Source organism: Rhodococcus sp. NPDC003348, from assembly GCF_053589375.1.
Genome location: NZ_JBSFRT010000005.1, coordinates 53,501 through 66,208 on the forward strand (window position 1 = coordinate 53,501; position 12,708 = coordinate 66,208).

Genomic DNA, 12,708 nt, shown 5'->3' on the forward strand with positions numbered 1-12,708 from the left:
CTCTCGGGGTGGGGCACGACGAGACTATCCGCGCTGCGGGTCGACCCCGAAGGCCTCGGCGAGGTCGCCGACGGTGACCGCATCGCCGGCGTACTCGGTGCGGGTGTCACCGGGACGGTCGGGCAGCCCGTCGGCCCGGTGTGTGACATATCCCATTCGATCGGTTGCGAGGATGTCGGGTTAGGCAAGGGAAACCTTAACGATCGATCGGGTTGTCCCTGTGTCGTGAGGTCGGTGCGCCGACCGTCCGCGGTGCGTCCGGCGCGGTCCCGGCCGGGAGTGTGGGTCCCCGGCGCGTCGCGGGGCCGCCGCCGTCGTCCCTGGTCAGAGGAGAACAGATGGCGGGAACTGACACGAAGTACGACAGTGGGTAGGACCGGCTCCGCGGATCGCGGGGCGACGGTCTACGATTCCTCAGAGCGCAAGCCATGAGGATGTTCGTCTCGCAGCCCGAGATGGACGTCCTGAGCGAGCCTGCGGAGCGACCAAGGGCACATTCAGGAGGATCAGTGACTGCCGTAGCGCCCCAGCCAGTCCCAGAGCTAACGGCCAAACGGCCGTTCCCGGCGAGACTGGGACCCAAGGGCTCGTACATCTACAAGATGATCACCACTACGGATCCCAAGGTGCTCGGGATCATGTACATGGTGACGTCGTTCGCGTTCTTCCTCATCGGCGGTCTGATGGCCCTGCTGATGCGTTCGGAGCTCGCGGTCCCGGGTCTGCAGTTCCTGTCGAACGAGCAGTTCAACCAGCTGTTCACCATGCACGGCACGCTCATGCTGCTGATGTACGCGACGCCGATCGTCTTCGGTTTCGCCAACTACATCCTGCCGCTGCAGATCGGCGCCCCCGACGTCGCGTTCCCGCGTCTGAACGCCTTCAGCTACTGGCTGTACCTGTTCGGCTCCACCGTCGCGACCGCAGGCTTCATCACCCCGGGTGGTGCCGCCGACTTCGGCTGGACCGCATACGCGCCGCTGACCGACGCGGTGCACTCGCCCGGCGTCGGCGCCGACCTGTGGATTCTGGGCCTTGGCGTCAGTGGCCTCGGCACCATCCTCGGTGGCGTGAACATGATCACCACGGTGGTGTGCCTGCGCGCCCCCGGCATGACCATGTTCCGGATGCCGATCTTCACCTGGAACATCCTGGTGACCAGCGTCCTGATCCTGCTCGCCTTCCCGCTGCTGACCGCGGCGCTGCTCGGCGTGTTCGTCGATCGCCAGTTCGGCGCTCACCTCTTCGACCCCGCCAACGGTGGCGTCATTCTGTGGCAGCACCTGTTCTGGTTCTTCGGCCACCCCGAGGTGTACATCATCGCGCTGCCGTTCTTCGGCATCGTCTCGGAGATCTTCCCGGTCTTCTCGCGCAAGCCGATCTTCGGTTACAGCGGCCTGGTGTACGCCACCCTCGGCATCGCGGCCCTGTCCATCGCGGTGTGGGCGCACCACATGTACGCCACCGGCGCCATCCTGCTGCCGTTCTTCTCGTTCATGACGTTCCTGATCGCGGTCCCGACCGGCGTGAAGTTCTTCAACTGGATCGGCACAATGTGGAAGGGGCAGCTGACATTCGAATCGCCGATGCTGTTCTCCGTCGGCTTCATCGTCACGTTCCTCTTCGGTGGACTCTCGGGCGTCCTGCTCGCCAGCCCGCCGATCGACTTCCACGTCAGTGACACGTACTTCGTCATCGCGCACTTCCACTACGTGCTCTTCGGCACCATCGTGTTCGCCACCTACGCCGGCATCTACTTCTGGTTCCCGAAGATGACCGGACGGATGATGGACGAGCGCCTCGCGAAGTGGCACTTCTGGCTGACGTTCCTCGGCTTCCACACCACCTTCCTGGTGCAGCACTGGCTCGGCAACGAGGGCATGCCGCGTCGCTACGCCGACTACCTGCCCTCCGATGGCTTCACCACGCTGAACACGGTCTCCACGATCGGCGCGTTCGTCCTCGGGGCCTCGACGCTGCCGTTCCTGTGGAACGTCTTCAAGAGCTACCGCTACGGCGAGGTCGTCACCGTCGACGACCCGTGGGGCTACGGCAACTCGCTCGAGTGGGCCACCACCTGCCCGCCGCCGCGGCACAACTTCACCGAGCTGCCCCGGATCCGCTCCGAACGCCCGGCGTTCGAGCTGCACTACCCGCACATGGTCGAGCGGATGCGCGCCGAGGCGCACGTCGGCCCCGGCCACAAGCACGCCACCGCGGTCCTGGAGGACGCGCACTAGGCGTCGCACACGCGTGACCACGAGGCCCCGCCCGAGATTCGGGCGGGGCCTTTGGTTTGCCACGCGAGCACGATTGGCACAATGAATGGCGATACCCGTGGCTGCGCCCGCGGGATGGAGGGAGATTCTCGGTGGGTTCGGATGCCTCGATGAAGTCGGGGACCACGGTTCTGGTCACGGTGACGGGTAAGGACCGGCCCGGTGTCACCTCGGTGCTGCTGGCCGCGCTGTCGCGCCACCAGGTCAGCCTGCTCGACGTCGAGCAGGTGGTCATCCGTGGACGGTTGACGCTCGGTGTGCTCGTCGAGTGCCCGGCGGACCCGGAGGCGCTGCAGGAGGCGCTCGAGGACGCCATGGCCACGGTCGGAATGGCCGTGGACGTCGAGATCGGCGCCGACGCCGGGGATCGTGTCGCGCCGTCGACGCATGCCGTCGTGGTGCTCGGCAGCCCGGTCACCGCCCGCTCCTTCAGTCACATCGCGCGGGAACTGGCCAAGCAGGGCGCCAACATCGACTCCATTCGTGGCGTCGCCGACTACCCGGTGACCGGCCTCGAACTGATGGTCACCGCGGCCGACACCAGCGGCGAGACGGACGGACGGCTGCGCACCGGGCTCTCCGAGCTGGCGATGGTCGAGTCCGTCGACATCGCCGTGGAACGGGCCGGGCTCGCGCGCCGGGCCAAGCGGCTCATCGTGTTCGACGTCGACTCCACCCTCGTGCAGGGCGAGGTCATCGAGATGCTCGCCGCCCACGCCGGCGTCGAGGACAAGGTCCGCGAGGTCACCGAGTCCGCGATGCGCGGCGAGATCGACTTCACCGAATCCCTGCACCAGCGGGTGGCGACCCTCGCGGGTCTCGACGCGTCGGTGATCGACGAGGTCGGCCGGGCGCTGGAGCTGACCCCCGGCGCCCGCACCACGATCCGGACGCTGCGCCGCCTCGGATTCCACTGCGGCGTCGTGTCCGGTGGATTCCGTCAGGTGATCGAAGGTCTCGCGCACGAGCTCGAACTGGACTTCGTCGAGGCCAACACCCTCGAGATCGTCGACGGCAAGCTCACCGGACGGGTTGTCGGCGACGTGGTCGACCGGGCCGCGAAGGCCGTCGCGCTGCGCAAGTTCGCCGCCCAGGTCGGTGTGCCGCTGGAACAGACCGTGGCAGTCGGAGACGGCGCCAACGACATCGACATGCTCAATGCCGCCGGTCTCGGTGTCGCGTTCAACGCCAAGCCCGCGCTGCGCGAGGTCGCCGACACCGCGCTCTCGCACCCGTTCCTCGACGCGGTGCTGTTCGTGCTCGGTGTGACCCGCGACGAGGTCGAGGCAGCCGACGCCGTCGACGGGCTGGTGCGCCGAGTGCCGCTCTGATGGTGCCCGAACTCGACGCCCATTTCGCGGCCCGGCACGCGGTCCTCGCGGCGGGTTACGGGCACCGGCCCGACCCGGACGATCCGGCGCAGGTGCTGGCGATGCCGCTGGTGCTGCACATCCCGAAGGTCGACCCGCCCGCTCGGAGTGCGCTGCTGGAGGCGGCGGCCGCCGCGACCGCAGCGCTGTGCCTCGACGAGCGCGTCGGGGTCGGACCGGACGGTGAGGCGGGGCCGTGGCGGCGCGACTACCTCGCCTGGACCGACGCCCGGATCCGGAAGGTGGCCCGTCGCGCGCGCGGTGCGCAGTGGTTGGCCGCGCAGGATGTCGACGGGGTGACCGTGGAGGTCGACGGTGCGCAGGCCCGGGCCTTCGTGCCAGGACCGGTCGGCGCCCTCGACACGCGGATCCGCAAACTGCAGATCGGGGGCACCGATCTCGACCACGACGACCCGGGCGACCCCGTCGCAGGCGTGCCGGTGCTGTGGTTGAACGCCGAACTCGGAATGACCGTCGGCAAGGCCGCCGCCCAGGTCGGGCACGCGGCGATGCTGCTGGCCGGTGCCATGAGCGCCCGGCAGGCGGCGGAATGGGCCGCGAACGGCTTCCGCTGCTCGGTCCGCGACGCCGACCCGCAGCGCTGGTCCGCGTTGGCCGCGGAGGTCGACGCCGGACGGGCAGTGGCGGTACGTGACGCCGGATTCACCGAGGTCGCACCCGGGTCGATGACGGTCATCGCCGTCCTCTGACCCGTCCGGCCGGGGAGCGGCGTCCTAGCCCTCGAACCTCCGGTCGACCGCCCCGGCGAAGTCGACCGTGCCCGGCAGTTCCCCGGCCGCGGTGAACGCGTCGGCGATCTCCTGCTCGGAGGCCACCACGGCATCGGTCAGTGGAATCGGCTGCTTGATCGACCGGGTCCAGGTGGTTCGCGACGCGTCGGGGCTGATCGAGGTGAGTTCGGCGTACTTCGCGGACCATTCGTCGAGGTTGTCCTGCGACCACGCGGTCGCCGCGGCGTAGCGGCCGAGGAAGTCGTCGACGGCCGCGGTCTTGCCCGGATCGTCGAGGGCGGCGCCGGACGCGGCCCAGAAGTTGTAGCCGTTGGCGGCCTGGTCGGCGGTCGCGATCACCCGCGCGCCGGATTCCTTCTCGGCGATCGCGGTGTACGGATCCCATGTCGCCCAGGCGTCCACGTCGCCCTTGGTCAGCGAGGTGTATCCGTCGGCGGGGGAGAGGAACACCGTCTCGACGTCGGTGCGGTCCAGACCCGCCTTCTGCAGCTGCAGCAGCAGGTTCGCGTGCGCCGAGCTGCCCTTGAACGTCGCGATCTTCTTGCCCTTCAGATCCGCCACCGACGTCGCCGGGGAATCCTTGCCGACCAGGATCGCGTCGCCCTCACCGGTCGCCTCGAGCGCTCCGACGATCTTGATGTCCGCCTTCGACGCGGCACCGAAGATCACCGGGGTGTTGCCGGTCTGGGCGAGGTCGATGCCGCCGGCGCTCGCGGCCTCGATCAGCGGCAGTCCCGCGGTGAACGAGGAGAACTCGATCTTGTAGGGCAGGTTCTCGAGCTGTCCCGACGCGCGCAGCAGAACCTCGATGGAGGTGGCCTTCTGGTCACCGACCTCGAGGGTGACGGTGGACAGGTCCACCGGTCCGGTCGCTGCCGCTTCGGTGGCGTCGCCGTCGGATCCGCCGCACGCGGTGAGTGCCAGCGCGGTGGCGGTGATCGCGGCCAGTCCGACGAGTCGTCGACGGCCGAAGGTGCTGAGTTTCATTGGGTGTGGTCCTGTTTCGGTGAGGAGCGGTCGGCGGTGGGAAACGGCGGCGGTGGAGTCGGGCTCAGGTGGGTACGCCGAGCAGTTCGAGCAGTCGGGCGGAGTACTCGGCGGTCTCGGCGGTGGCGCGTCTGCGCGGGCGGGGCAGGGCGATCGGCACCTCGTGGGCGATGCGGCCGCCGTCCAGAATCAGGGCCCGGTCGGCCAGTGCCACCGCCTCGGTCACGTCGTGGGTCACGAGGAGGACGCCGAATCCGTGCTCGGTGAACAGGCCGAGCAACAGGTCGTGCACCGAGAGCCGGGTCAGCGCGTCCAACGCACCGAACGGCTCGTCGAGCAGCAGCAGCGTCGGTTCCGCGACCAGCGCCCGGGCCAGGGCTGCTCGCTGCGCCTCGCCGCCGGACAGCGTCAACGGCCACGCGTCCCGGCGATGCCCGAGACCGACCTCGCCGAGCACCCGGGCCGCCCGGTCACGGCGTCCCGGACCACGGCGGGGGTCGGGCAGGCCGAGTTCGACGTTCGTGGTCACGTCGAGCCACGGGACCAGCCGGGGTTCCTGGAAGACGACGGTGGGGTATCCGTCGGTGGTGACCTGCCCCTCGTGGTCGCCGGACAGGCCTGCCAGGGCCCGCAGCAGAGTCGACTTGCCCGATCCGCTGCGTCCGAGCAGGGCGACGATCTCGCCGCGGCGGATCTCGAGGTCGATCCCGTCGAGTACGGGCCGGCCACCGAAGTTCTTCCGCAGACCGGTGACTCGGGCGGCCGGAGCCGTGGACACCGGTGAGGCGGTGATGGTGTCTGTCATGACGTGGTCCTCCTCAGGCCGCGGCGGGCTGCCAGCGCAGCGCCCGCCGCTCCAGCCCGCGTACCAGTGCATCCGTGACCAGCCCGAGCAGTCCGTACACGAGCAGTCCGAAGATGACGATGTCGGTGCGCAGGAACTCGCGCGCGTTGTTCACGATGTACCCGAGACCCTTGCCGGCGTTGATCTGCTCGGCGACGATCAGCGAGAGCCATGCCACGCCGAGGCTCTGACGCAACCCGACCAGGATGTGCGGCAGCGCACCGGGGATCACCAACCGGCGCAGCCGCTCGGTCCGGCTCAGCCGCAACACCTGGCCGAGTTCGAGGAGCTTCGGGTCCAGCTGGCGGATCCCGGCAAAGGTGTTGAGGTACAGGGGAAATGCAACGCCGAGCGCGATGAGGAAGACCTTGGGTTCCTCCCCGATGCCGAACCAGATGATGAACAGCGGGATCAGGCCGAACAGCGGTACGGTTCGTAGCATCTGCAACGGCGGATCCACGATGTACTCGCCGATCCGGCCGATACCGGCGACGACGCCGAAGCCGACGCCAAGCACGGCGCCGAGCGCGAACCCGATCAGGACCCGCTGCCCGGACACGAGCAGGGCGTCGGTCAGCGCGCCGGAACGAAAGACCTCGACGCCGGCCTCGAGGATCACCGACGGCGCGGGCAACACCCGCTCGGACAGCAGTCCGGTCCGGCTGCCGATCTGCCAGACGAGCAGCAGCGTGAGCGGTGCAAGCGCCCGCAGCAGACCGTGGCGGCGGTGGTGCGCCTGCGACCCGGCGGACGGCGCAACCGGCGCCTCTGCGGCAGTGGTCACGGACAACGGAACCCCCTCTGATGGCCCCGCACACGGCGGGTCAGGGCGTCATGGTGCGCGGGCGGGCCGACGTCGGGAAGGTTTGGAATCAGCGCGAGCGATACCGTCGCGCAGCCGGGTCGGCTCGGGGTGGGCAGGCGGGTCGGCTCGGGTTGGGCAGCCGGGTCGGCTCGATGGGCGCAGCCGGGTCGGCGTTCTTGTGGGGCAGGGGGCGGCTTGGACTGCGCCGTGACGACGGCCTAGTGTGAGCGTCGTCCATCCAGCACGGGAGCCCTGGCGTCGTAGGGCTGAGAGGGAGCACGGCTGCTCCGACCGTCACACCTGATCCGGGTCATTCCGGCGTAGGGAGCAGTGCGATGTCCGTCGTACCGACACGTCCGTCACCGGGGTCGGCTCAGGCCGAGCCGTCCTTCACCCTGGACGAATCACCAACCCGCACCCTGGGATTCGGCGCGCAGGTCGGCCTGTGGGGCAATCTCGGAATCTCCCTGCTGCTGCCGGTCGCTGCGACGTTCGCGGTGCTGCAGGGACAGTCGCTGCTCGCCACGCTGCTCGCGGTGGTCGTCGGTGCGCTGATCGGGTCGGCGTTGCTCGGGCTGTGTGCGGCTGCCGGCGCCTCGGTCGGCGCCCCCGCGATGGTGATGATGCGCGGCTTGCTCGGTACCCGGCTCTCCGCGCTGCCGACGGTGCTGAACCTGGTGCAGTGTGTCGGTTGGGCGACCTTCGAGGTGTTCGTGATCGCGGAGACCGCGGCCCGGCTGACCGGGTGGCAGCGGTGGCCGTTCGTGCTGCTCGGCGGTGTGCTGGCGACGGTGATGGCGCTGTACCCGCTGCGGGTGGTCAAGATCCTGGCCCGGTATGCGGTCTGGGCGGCGCTCGCGTCCACGGTGTACCTGCTGGTGAACGTGCTGATGAAGGATCTGCCGTCGCTGACCGAGGGCAGCTTCGCCGGGTTCTGGACCAGCGTCGACCTGGTGATCGCGATGCCGATCTCCTGGGTTCCGTTGGCAGCCGACTACGCCCGGCACTCGCGGTCCCCACGGGCGGCGTTCCTCGGCGCCACTGTCGGCTACGGCGGCGCCACGGTCGCCTTCTTCGCGCTCGGCGTCCTGGCGTTCGTCGCGTTCGGGCTCGAACCCGGCTTCGAGGTGATCGGCAGCCTGCTGGTCCTGCCGCTGGCGGGGGTTGCGCTGCTGATCCTGCTCGTCGACGAGGTCGACGAGGCGTTCGCGAACATCTACTCCACCGCGATCAGTGCGCAGAACCTGCGACCGAACCTGGACCGCCGATTCCTCGTGATCGGGGTCGGCGTGGTCGCGACACTGCTCGCGCTGACGGTCGACGCGTACAGCTACGAGCCGTTCCTGTTCCTGATCGGTGCCGTGTTCGTGCCGCTGACCGGAACCTTCCTGGCGTCGTTCTACCTGCTCCGGCGCGGCCACTGGGACGTGTCGGCCCAGTCGCCCACCCGCTGGGTGATGTTGGTGCCGTGGGTCGCCGGGTTCGTCGTCTACCAGCTGGTGACGCCGACCTACTTCACCGGCTTCGGTGCCGGCTGGACGCGCTGGTGGACGAATCTGCAGTCGTCGCTGGGGATCCCGGCCTCCGGCTGGTCCGCGTCGCTCGCCGCGTTGGTGGTCGCCGCCGGGCTGGCGTTGCTGCTCGGCCTGATCGACAAGCGAAAGGTGGTGCGGGCGTGACTCTCTCGTCCCGACTGCAGGAGAAGGGGCGGGCGCTGCTCGCGGAGCAGCTCGCCCACCCCACGGTCGTGGGGATCGCGCGCGGCGACCTGGATCCGGCACTGTTCCGCGGCTGGCTCGAGCAGGACTACCTGTACCTGCTCGACTACACCCGGGTGTTCGCGCGCCTGGCGTGGCAGGCCCCCGACGGGCACCTCGGCTATCTGGTGGACCTGGCGCACTCGACGCTGCACGAGGAGTTGAGTCTGCACCGAGAGCTGTCCGAGCCGTTCGGTGCGGACTTCGGCACCGCGGTCAAGAGCCCGCAGTGCGCGGCGTACACCGAGTTCCTGCTCGAGTCGGCCGCGGACTACGGGCGTGGGCTGGCGGCGCTGCTGCCGTGCATGTGGGGGTACTCGCAGCTGGGCCTTGCCCTCGCGCAGGACCCGCCCGCCGATCCCCGCTACCGCCGCTGGGTGGACACCTACGCGGATCCGGGATTCGCGGCGCTCGCCGACCGGTGTGCGGAGATGCTGGACGAGGCGGCGCCGGACGCGGCGGTCGCGGAGGAGGCGTTCATGACGGCGATGCGGCACGAGCTCGCGTTCTGGGACGCGCGGTGAGTACGACGGCGCAGGCCCTGCTGTTGGGCGAGGCGCAGCGGTGGCAGCGGTCGGCGGAGCACCCGTTCGTGCTCGCCACCGCGGACGGCACCCTGCCGGAGGCGGCCTTCGACCGCTGGTTGCTCGAGGACCACGCCTTCGTCGTCGAGTTCCGGCGGTTCCTCGGCGGGGTGCTCAGCCTCGCCCCCGACGAGCGTTCCCGGGACGTCATCGCGGGCGGAATCGCCGCTCTGACTTCGGAGCTCGACCTGTTTCGTGCGGAGCTCGAGCGGCGAGGTCTGGATCGACACGGGCACCGGCCGAGCGACGGGTGCATCGCATACACCTCGTTCATGCTGGCGAGCCTGCACGACGGCTACGACGTCGCGTCCGCCGTGCTGTACGGGATCGAGAAGGCCTACCTGGACGCCTGGACGACCGTGCGGCAACGTGCCGCCGACGCCGAGTCGCGGTACCGCGAGTTCATCGACAACTGGAGCGCGGCGCCGTTCGCCACGTACGTCGAGGACCTGGGGGCGTTGCTCGGGGAGGGAGAACCCACCGACGCGCAGCGCACCGCGTTCGGGCGGGTCGCGGTGTTCGAGGAGCAGTTCTGGGACGCGCTGGTGTGACCCCGCGACACGCGCTTCTGATCCCGTTTCACTCCCGCAACACCGGTGCGGGAAGATGACTGCCGTGTCCGAACCTGATCCCGATCTGCTCATCGACTTCGACGACGTCCTGATCCGCCGTGGCGGCGTGACCCTGGTGGGTCCGGTGACCTGGAAGGTGGAGCTCGACGAGAGGTGGGTCGTGCTCGGCCCGAACGGTGCGGGCAAGACCTCGTTGCTGCGCATCGCCGCAGGCGAGGTCCACCCGACGTCGGGCAATGCGAATCTGCTCGGCGAGACACTCGGACGGGTCGACGTCAACGAACTCAAGCCCCGGATCGGGTTGTCGTCCTCGGCGCTCGCACACCGGGTGCCCGCCGACGAACTGGTCAAGGACCTCGTCGTCTCCGCCGGCTACGCCGTCCTCGGCCGCTGGCGTGAGCGATACGAGGCGATGGACACCGACCGTGCGGTGGAGATCCTCGAGAGCATCGGCGCCGAGCACCTGTCCGATCGCACCTACGGCACCCTCTCCGAGGGCGAGCGCAAGCGGGTGCTGATCGCCCGGGCACTGATGACCGACCCCGAACTGCTGCTGCTGGACGAGCCCGCCGCCGGCCTCGACCTCGGTGGCCGCGAGGAACTCGTCGCCCGCCTCGGTGACCTGGCCGCGGACCCGGATGCGCCGGCGACCGTGCTGATCACCCACCACGTGGAGGAGATCCCGCCGGGCTTCACGCACGCCCTGCTCCTGAAGGAGGGTGAGGTGGTCGCGCAGGGTCTGATCGACGACGTCATCACCGCCGAGAACCTGACCACCGCGTTCAGCCAATCCATCGCCCTCGACCGCGTCGACGGCCGGTTCTTCGCCCGCCGCAGCCGCCTGCCCGGCCAGCACCGCCGCTGACCCCACCCCCTTCCCATGTCGGGGAGGGGCTGACGGTGGAGGGTGGTTCGCGGGGCGTAAGTTGCGTCACATGGCTTCGAACGAACTGCATCCCGACGTCTCGGTGAAGGACGCCTCTACCGTCATCCTGGTGCGCGACGGCGCGTCCGGTCCGGAGGTGTTCCTGCTGCGCCGCGTGGCCGGCATGGCCTTCGCAGGCGGGATGACGGTGTTCCCCGGCGGCGGCGTCGACCCGCAGGACGCGACCGCGGACGTCGCGTGGGCCGGGCCCCCGGTGTCGTGGTGGGCCGAGCGGTTCGGGGTCGACGAGGCGCGGGCGAAGGCGTTGGTCTGCGCGGCGGTGCGGGAGACGTTCGAGGAGTGCGGGGTCCTGCTCGCCGGCCCGACCGCGGACACGGTCGTCGCCGACACCGCCGGCTACGCGCAGGCGCGCAAGCAGCTCGAGGCGCGGGAGTTCTCGTTCAGCGAGTTCCTCTCCCGGGAGGGCCTGGTGCTGCGCGCGGATCTGCTTCGCCCGTGGGCGAACTGGATCACCCCGGTCGGTGAGCACCGCCGCTACGACACCCGCTTCTTCGTCGCCGCCGCGCCGACGGGACAGACCGCGGACGGCGAGACGTCGGAGGCCGCCGAGGTCGCGTGGCAGACGCCCGAGGAAGCGATCGCCGATTGGCGGACAGGCAGGACGATGCTGCTGCCGCCGACGTGGACGCAGCTCCGGTCGATCGCCGAGTTCGGGTCGGTGGATGCGGTTCTCGCGGCCGAACCGGAGATCCCGCGGATCCTGCCGACGCTCTACCAGGAGGAAGGTCAGCTGCGGGTGCGCTTCCCGGGGCAGGACCCCTACTACGCCGCCGGAGTCCATCCCTGGAGCAACCGGTAGCGCCGTCGGATTGGGTTCGGAGCAAGCGGTAGCGCCGTCGGATTGGGTTCGGAGCAAGCGGTAGCGCCGTCGGATGGGGTTCGGAGCGAGCGGTGGCGCCGCCGGGATTCGGTTCAGGCGCAGGCGGTAGCCTTCCGCTCATGGCTGAGTTCGTAACCCTCGAAGTTTCCGACGGCATCGGCACCATCCGACTGGCCCGTCCCCCGATGAACGCCCTGAATCGTCAGCTGCAGGAGGAGCTGCGGGCGGCGGCACGTGAGGCCACCGTAAACGACGAGGTCAAGGCCGTCATCGTGTACGGCGGCGAGAAGGTGTTCGCGGCCGGCGCGGACATCAAGGAGATGGCGGAGATGACCTATGCCGACATGGCTCCGATCGCCGGTGAACTGCAGTCGGCGCTCGGCGCGATCGCCGACATCCCGAAGCCGACGGTCGCCGCGATCACCGGCTACGCGCTCGGCGGCGGACTCGAGATCGCGCTCGGCGCGGATCGGCGGATCGCCGGCGACAACGCCAAGGTCGGTGTCCCCGAGGTGCTGCTCGGCGTCATCCCCGGCGGCGGCGGCACCCAGCGCCTGGCTCGGCTGATCGGCCCGGCCAAGGCGAAGGACATGGTGTTCACCGGCCGTTTCGTCGGCGCCGAGGAGGCGCTGCAGATCGGCCTGATCGACGAGATGGTCGCCCCCGACGAGGTGTACAACGCCGCCCGTACGTGGGCGTCGCAGTTCGTGGGGGGCGCCTCCCGTGCGCTGGCCGCCGCGAAGGCGTCCATCGACCAGGGGCTGGACACCGATCTGAACACCGGCCTGAAGATCGAGGCCGCCCAGTTCGCCGCCCTGTTCGCGACCGAGGACCGGACCATCGGCATGGCCTCGTTCATCGAGAACGGCCCCGGCAAGGCGAAGTTCGTCGGCAAGTGACGCCGGTGTCCCGGGCGGTGCGTGGCGTGCCGCCCGGGGCCCGGGAATTTGAAAAACTAGAACTTGTTCATTGCTTACTGCAGGGTAGGCTCT

Annotated in this window: 13 protein-coding genes and 1 riboswitch; of the genes, 9 read left to right on the top strand and 4 right to left on the bottom strand. The window is 69.6% G+C overall.

The window, feature by feature from the left end:
• Positions 1 to 24 precede the first annotated feature (24 nt).
• Positions 25 to 156, bottom strand: a complete 132-nt coding sequence (locus ACWDU4_RS04780) for a hypothetical protein (RefSeq protein WP_450112707.1) — start codon at positions 154 to 156, stop codon at positions 25 to 27.
• A 353-nt stretch (positions 157 to 509) separates the two neighbouring features.
• Here ACWDU4_RS04780 and ctaD point away from each other — a divergent pair, with 353 nt between their 5' ends.
• The 3 genes from ctaD to ACWDU4_RS04795 all read left to right on the top strand — a co-directional run bounded on the left by ctaD (position 510) and on the right by ACWDU4_RS04795 (position 4,359).
• Complete coding sequence (gene ctaD / locus ACWDU4_RS04785; RefSeq protein ID WP_450112708.1) at positions 510 to 2,240, top strand: aa3-type cytochrome oxidase subunit I; 1,731 nt, start codon at positions 510 to 512, stop codon at positions 2,238 to 2,240.
• A 149-nt stretch (positions 2,241 to 2,389) separates the two neighbouring features.
• Positions 2,390 to 3,610 (top strand): phosphoserine phosphatase SerB, encoded by a 1,221-nt coding sequence (gene serB, locus ACWDU4_RS04790; protein WP_450112858.1) that lies wholly within the window; start codon positions 2,390 to 2,392, stop codon positions 3,608 to 3,610.
• Positions 3,610 to 4,359 carry an aminoacyl-tRNA hydrolase gene (locus ACWDU4_RS04795; protein WP_450112709.1) on the top strand — a complete coding sequence of 250 codons (750 nt, stop codon included), beginning with the start codon at positions 3,610 to 3,612 and terminating at the stop codon, positions 4,357 to 4,359. Before serB ends, ACWDU4_RS04795 begins: the two co-directional genes overlap by 1 nt.
• Positions 4,360 to 4,383: 24 nt before the next feature.
• On the opposite strand, the gene ACWDU4_RS04800 is transcribed toward ACWDU4_RS04795, so the two are convergent.
• The 3 genes from ACWDU4_RS04800 to ACWDU4_RS04810 form a co-directional block, all read right to left on the bottom strand.
• Complete coding sequence (locus ACWDU4_RS04800) at positions 4,384 to 5,388, bottom strand: ABC transporter substrate-binding protein (RefSeq protein ID WP_450112710.1); 1,005 nt, start codon at positions 5,386 to 5,388, stop codon at positions 4,384 to 4,386.
• A 64-nt stretch (positions 5,389 to 5,452) separates the two neighbouring features.
• A complete protein-coding gene (locus tag ACWDU4_RS04805; protein WP_450112711.1) occupies positions 5,453 to 6,193 on the bottom strand; it encodes an ABC transporter ATP-binding protein in 741 nt (246 codons plus the stop codon).
• A gap of 13 nt (positions 6,194 to 6,206) precedes the next feature.
• Complete coding sequence (locus tag ACWDU4_RS04810) at positions 6,207 to 7,022, bottom strand: ABC transporter permease (protein ID WP_450112712.1); 816 nt, start codon at positions 7,020 to 7,022, stop codon at positions 6,207 to 6,209.
• Positions 7,023 to 7,270: 248 nt separating this feature from the next.
• Positions 7,271 to 7,381, top strand: a riboswitch (TPP riboswitch).
• Here ACWDU4_RS04810 and ACWDU4_RS04815 point away from each other — a divergent pair.
• The 6 genes from ACWDU4_RS04815 to ACWDU4_RS04840 all read left to right on the top strand — a co-directional run bounded on the left by ACWDU4_RS04815 (position 7,373) and on the right by ACWDU4_RS04840 (position 12,615).
• Positions 7,373 to 8,716: a purine-cytosine permease family protein gene (locus tag ACWDU4_RS04815; RefSeq protein ID WP_450112713.1), complete on the top strand. Its 1,344-nt coding sequence runs from the start codon at positions 7,373 to 7,375 to the stop codon at positions 8,714 to 8,716. Its footprint overlaps the riboswitch before it by 9 nt.
• The gene (locus ACWDU4_RS04820; RefSeq protein WP_450112714.1) at positions 8,713 to 9,318 is read left to right on the top strand and encodes a TenA family protein; all 606 of its coding nucleotides are present in this window, start codon (positions 8,713 to 8,715) and stop codon (positions 9,316 to 9,318) included. The genes ACWDU4_RS04815 and ACWDU4_RS04820 overlap by 4 nt, the downstream gene beginning before the upstream one ends.
• Complete coding sequence (locus ACWDU4_RS04825) at positions 9,315 to 9,929, top strand: thiaminase II/PqqC family protein (RefSeq protein WP_450112715.1); 615 nt, start codon at positions 9,315 to 9,317, stop codon at positions 9,927 to 9,929. The genes ACWDU4_RS04820 and ACWDU4_RS04825 overlap by 4 nt, the downstream gene beginning before the upstream one ends.
• A 55-nt stretch (positions 9,930 to 9,984) precedes the next feature.
• A complete protein-coding gene (locus ACWDU4_RS04830; RefSeq protein ID WP_450112716.1) occupies positions 9,985 to 10,815 on the top strand; it encodes an ABC transporter ATP-binding protein in 831 nt (276 codons plus the stop codon).
• Positions 10,816 to 10,885: 70 nt separating this feature from the next.
• Positions 10,886 to 11,695 (top strand): NUDIX hydrolase, encoded by an 810-nt coding sequence (locus ACWDU4_RS04835; RefSeq protein WP_450112717.1) that lies wholly within the window; start codon positions 10,886 to 10,888, stop codon positions 11,693 to 11,695.
• A 140-nt stretch (positions 11,696 to 11,835) separates the two neighbouring features.
• Positions 11,836 to 12,615, top strand: a complete 780-nt coding sequence (locus tag ACWDU4_RS04840; RefSeq protein WP_450112718.1) for an enoyl-CoA hydratase/isomerase family protein — start codon at positions 11,836 to 11,838, stop codon at positions 12,613 to 12,615.
• Positions 12,616 to 12,708 lie beyond the last annotated feature (93 nt).

Coding starts and splice junctions, on each gene's coding strand:
- ACWDU4_RS04830 (WP_450112716.1), top strand. CDS start 9,985: ATGACTGCCGTGTCCGAACCTGATCCCGATCTGCTCATCGACTTCGAC.
- ACWDU4_RS04835 (WP_450112717.1), top strand. CDS start 10,886: ATGGCTTCGAACGAACTGCATCCCGACGTCTCGGTGAAGGACGCCTCT.
- ACWDU4_RS04780 (WP_450112707.1), bottom strand. CDS start 156: ATGGGATATGTCACACACCGGGCCGACGGGCTGCCCGACCGTCCCGGT.
- ACWDU4_RS04800 (WP_450112710.1), bottom strand. CDS start 5,388: ATGAAACTCAGCACCTTCGGCCGTCGACGACTCGTCGGACTGGCCGCG.
- ACWDU4_RS04805 (WP_450112711.1), bottom strand. CDS start 6,193: ATGACAGACACCATCACCGCCTCACCGGTGTCCACGGCTCCGGCCGCC.
- ACWDU4_RS04840 (WP_450112718.1), top strand. CDS start 11,836: ATGGCTGAGTTCGTAACCCTCGAAGTTTCCGACGGCATCGGCACCATC.
- ACWDU4_RS04815 (WP_450112713.1), top strand. CDS start 7,373: ATGTCCGTCGTACCGACACGTCCGTCACCGGGGTCGGCTCAGGCCGAG.
- serB (WP_450112858.1), top strand. CDS start 2,390: ATGAAGTCGGGGACCACGGTTCTGGTCACGGTGACGGGTAAGGACCGG.
- ACWDU4_RS04795 (WP_450112709.1), top strand. CDS start 3,610: ATGGTGCCCGAACTCGACGCCCATTTCGCGGCCCGGCACGCGGTCCTC.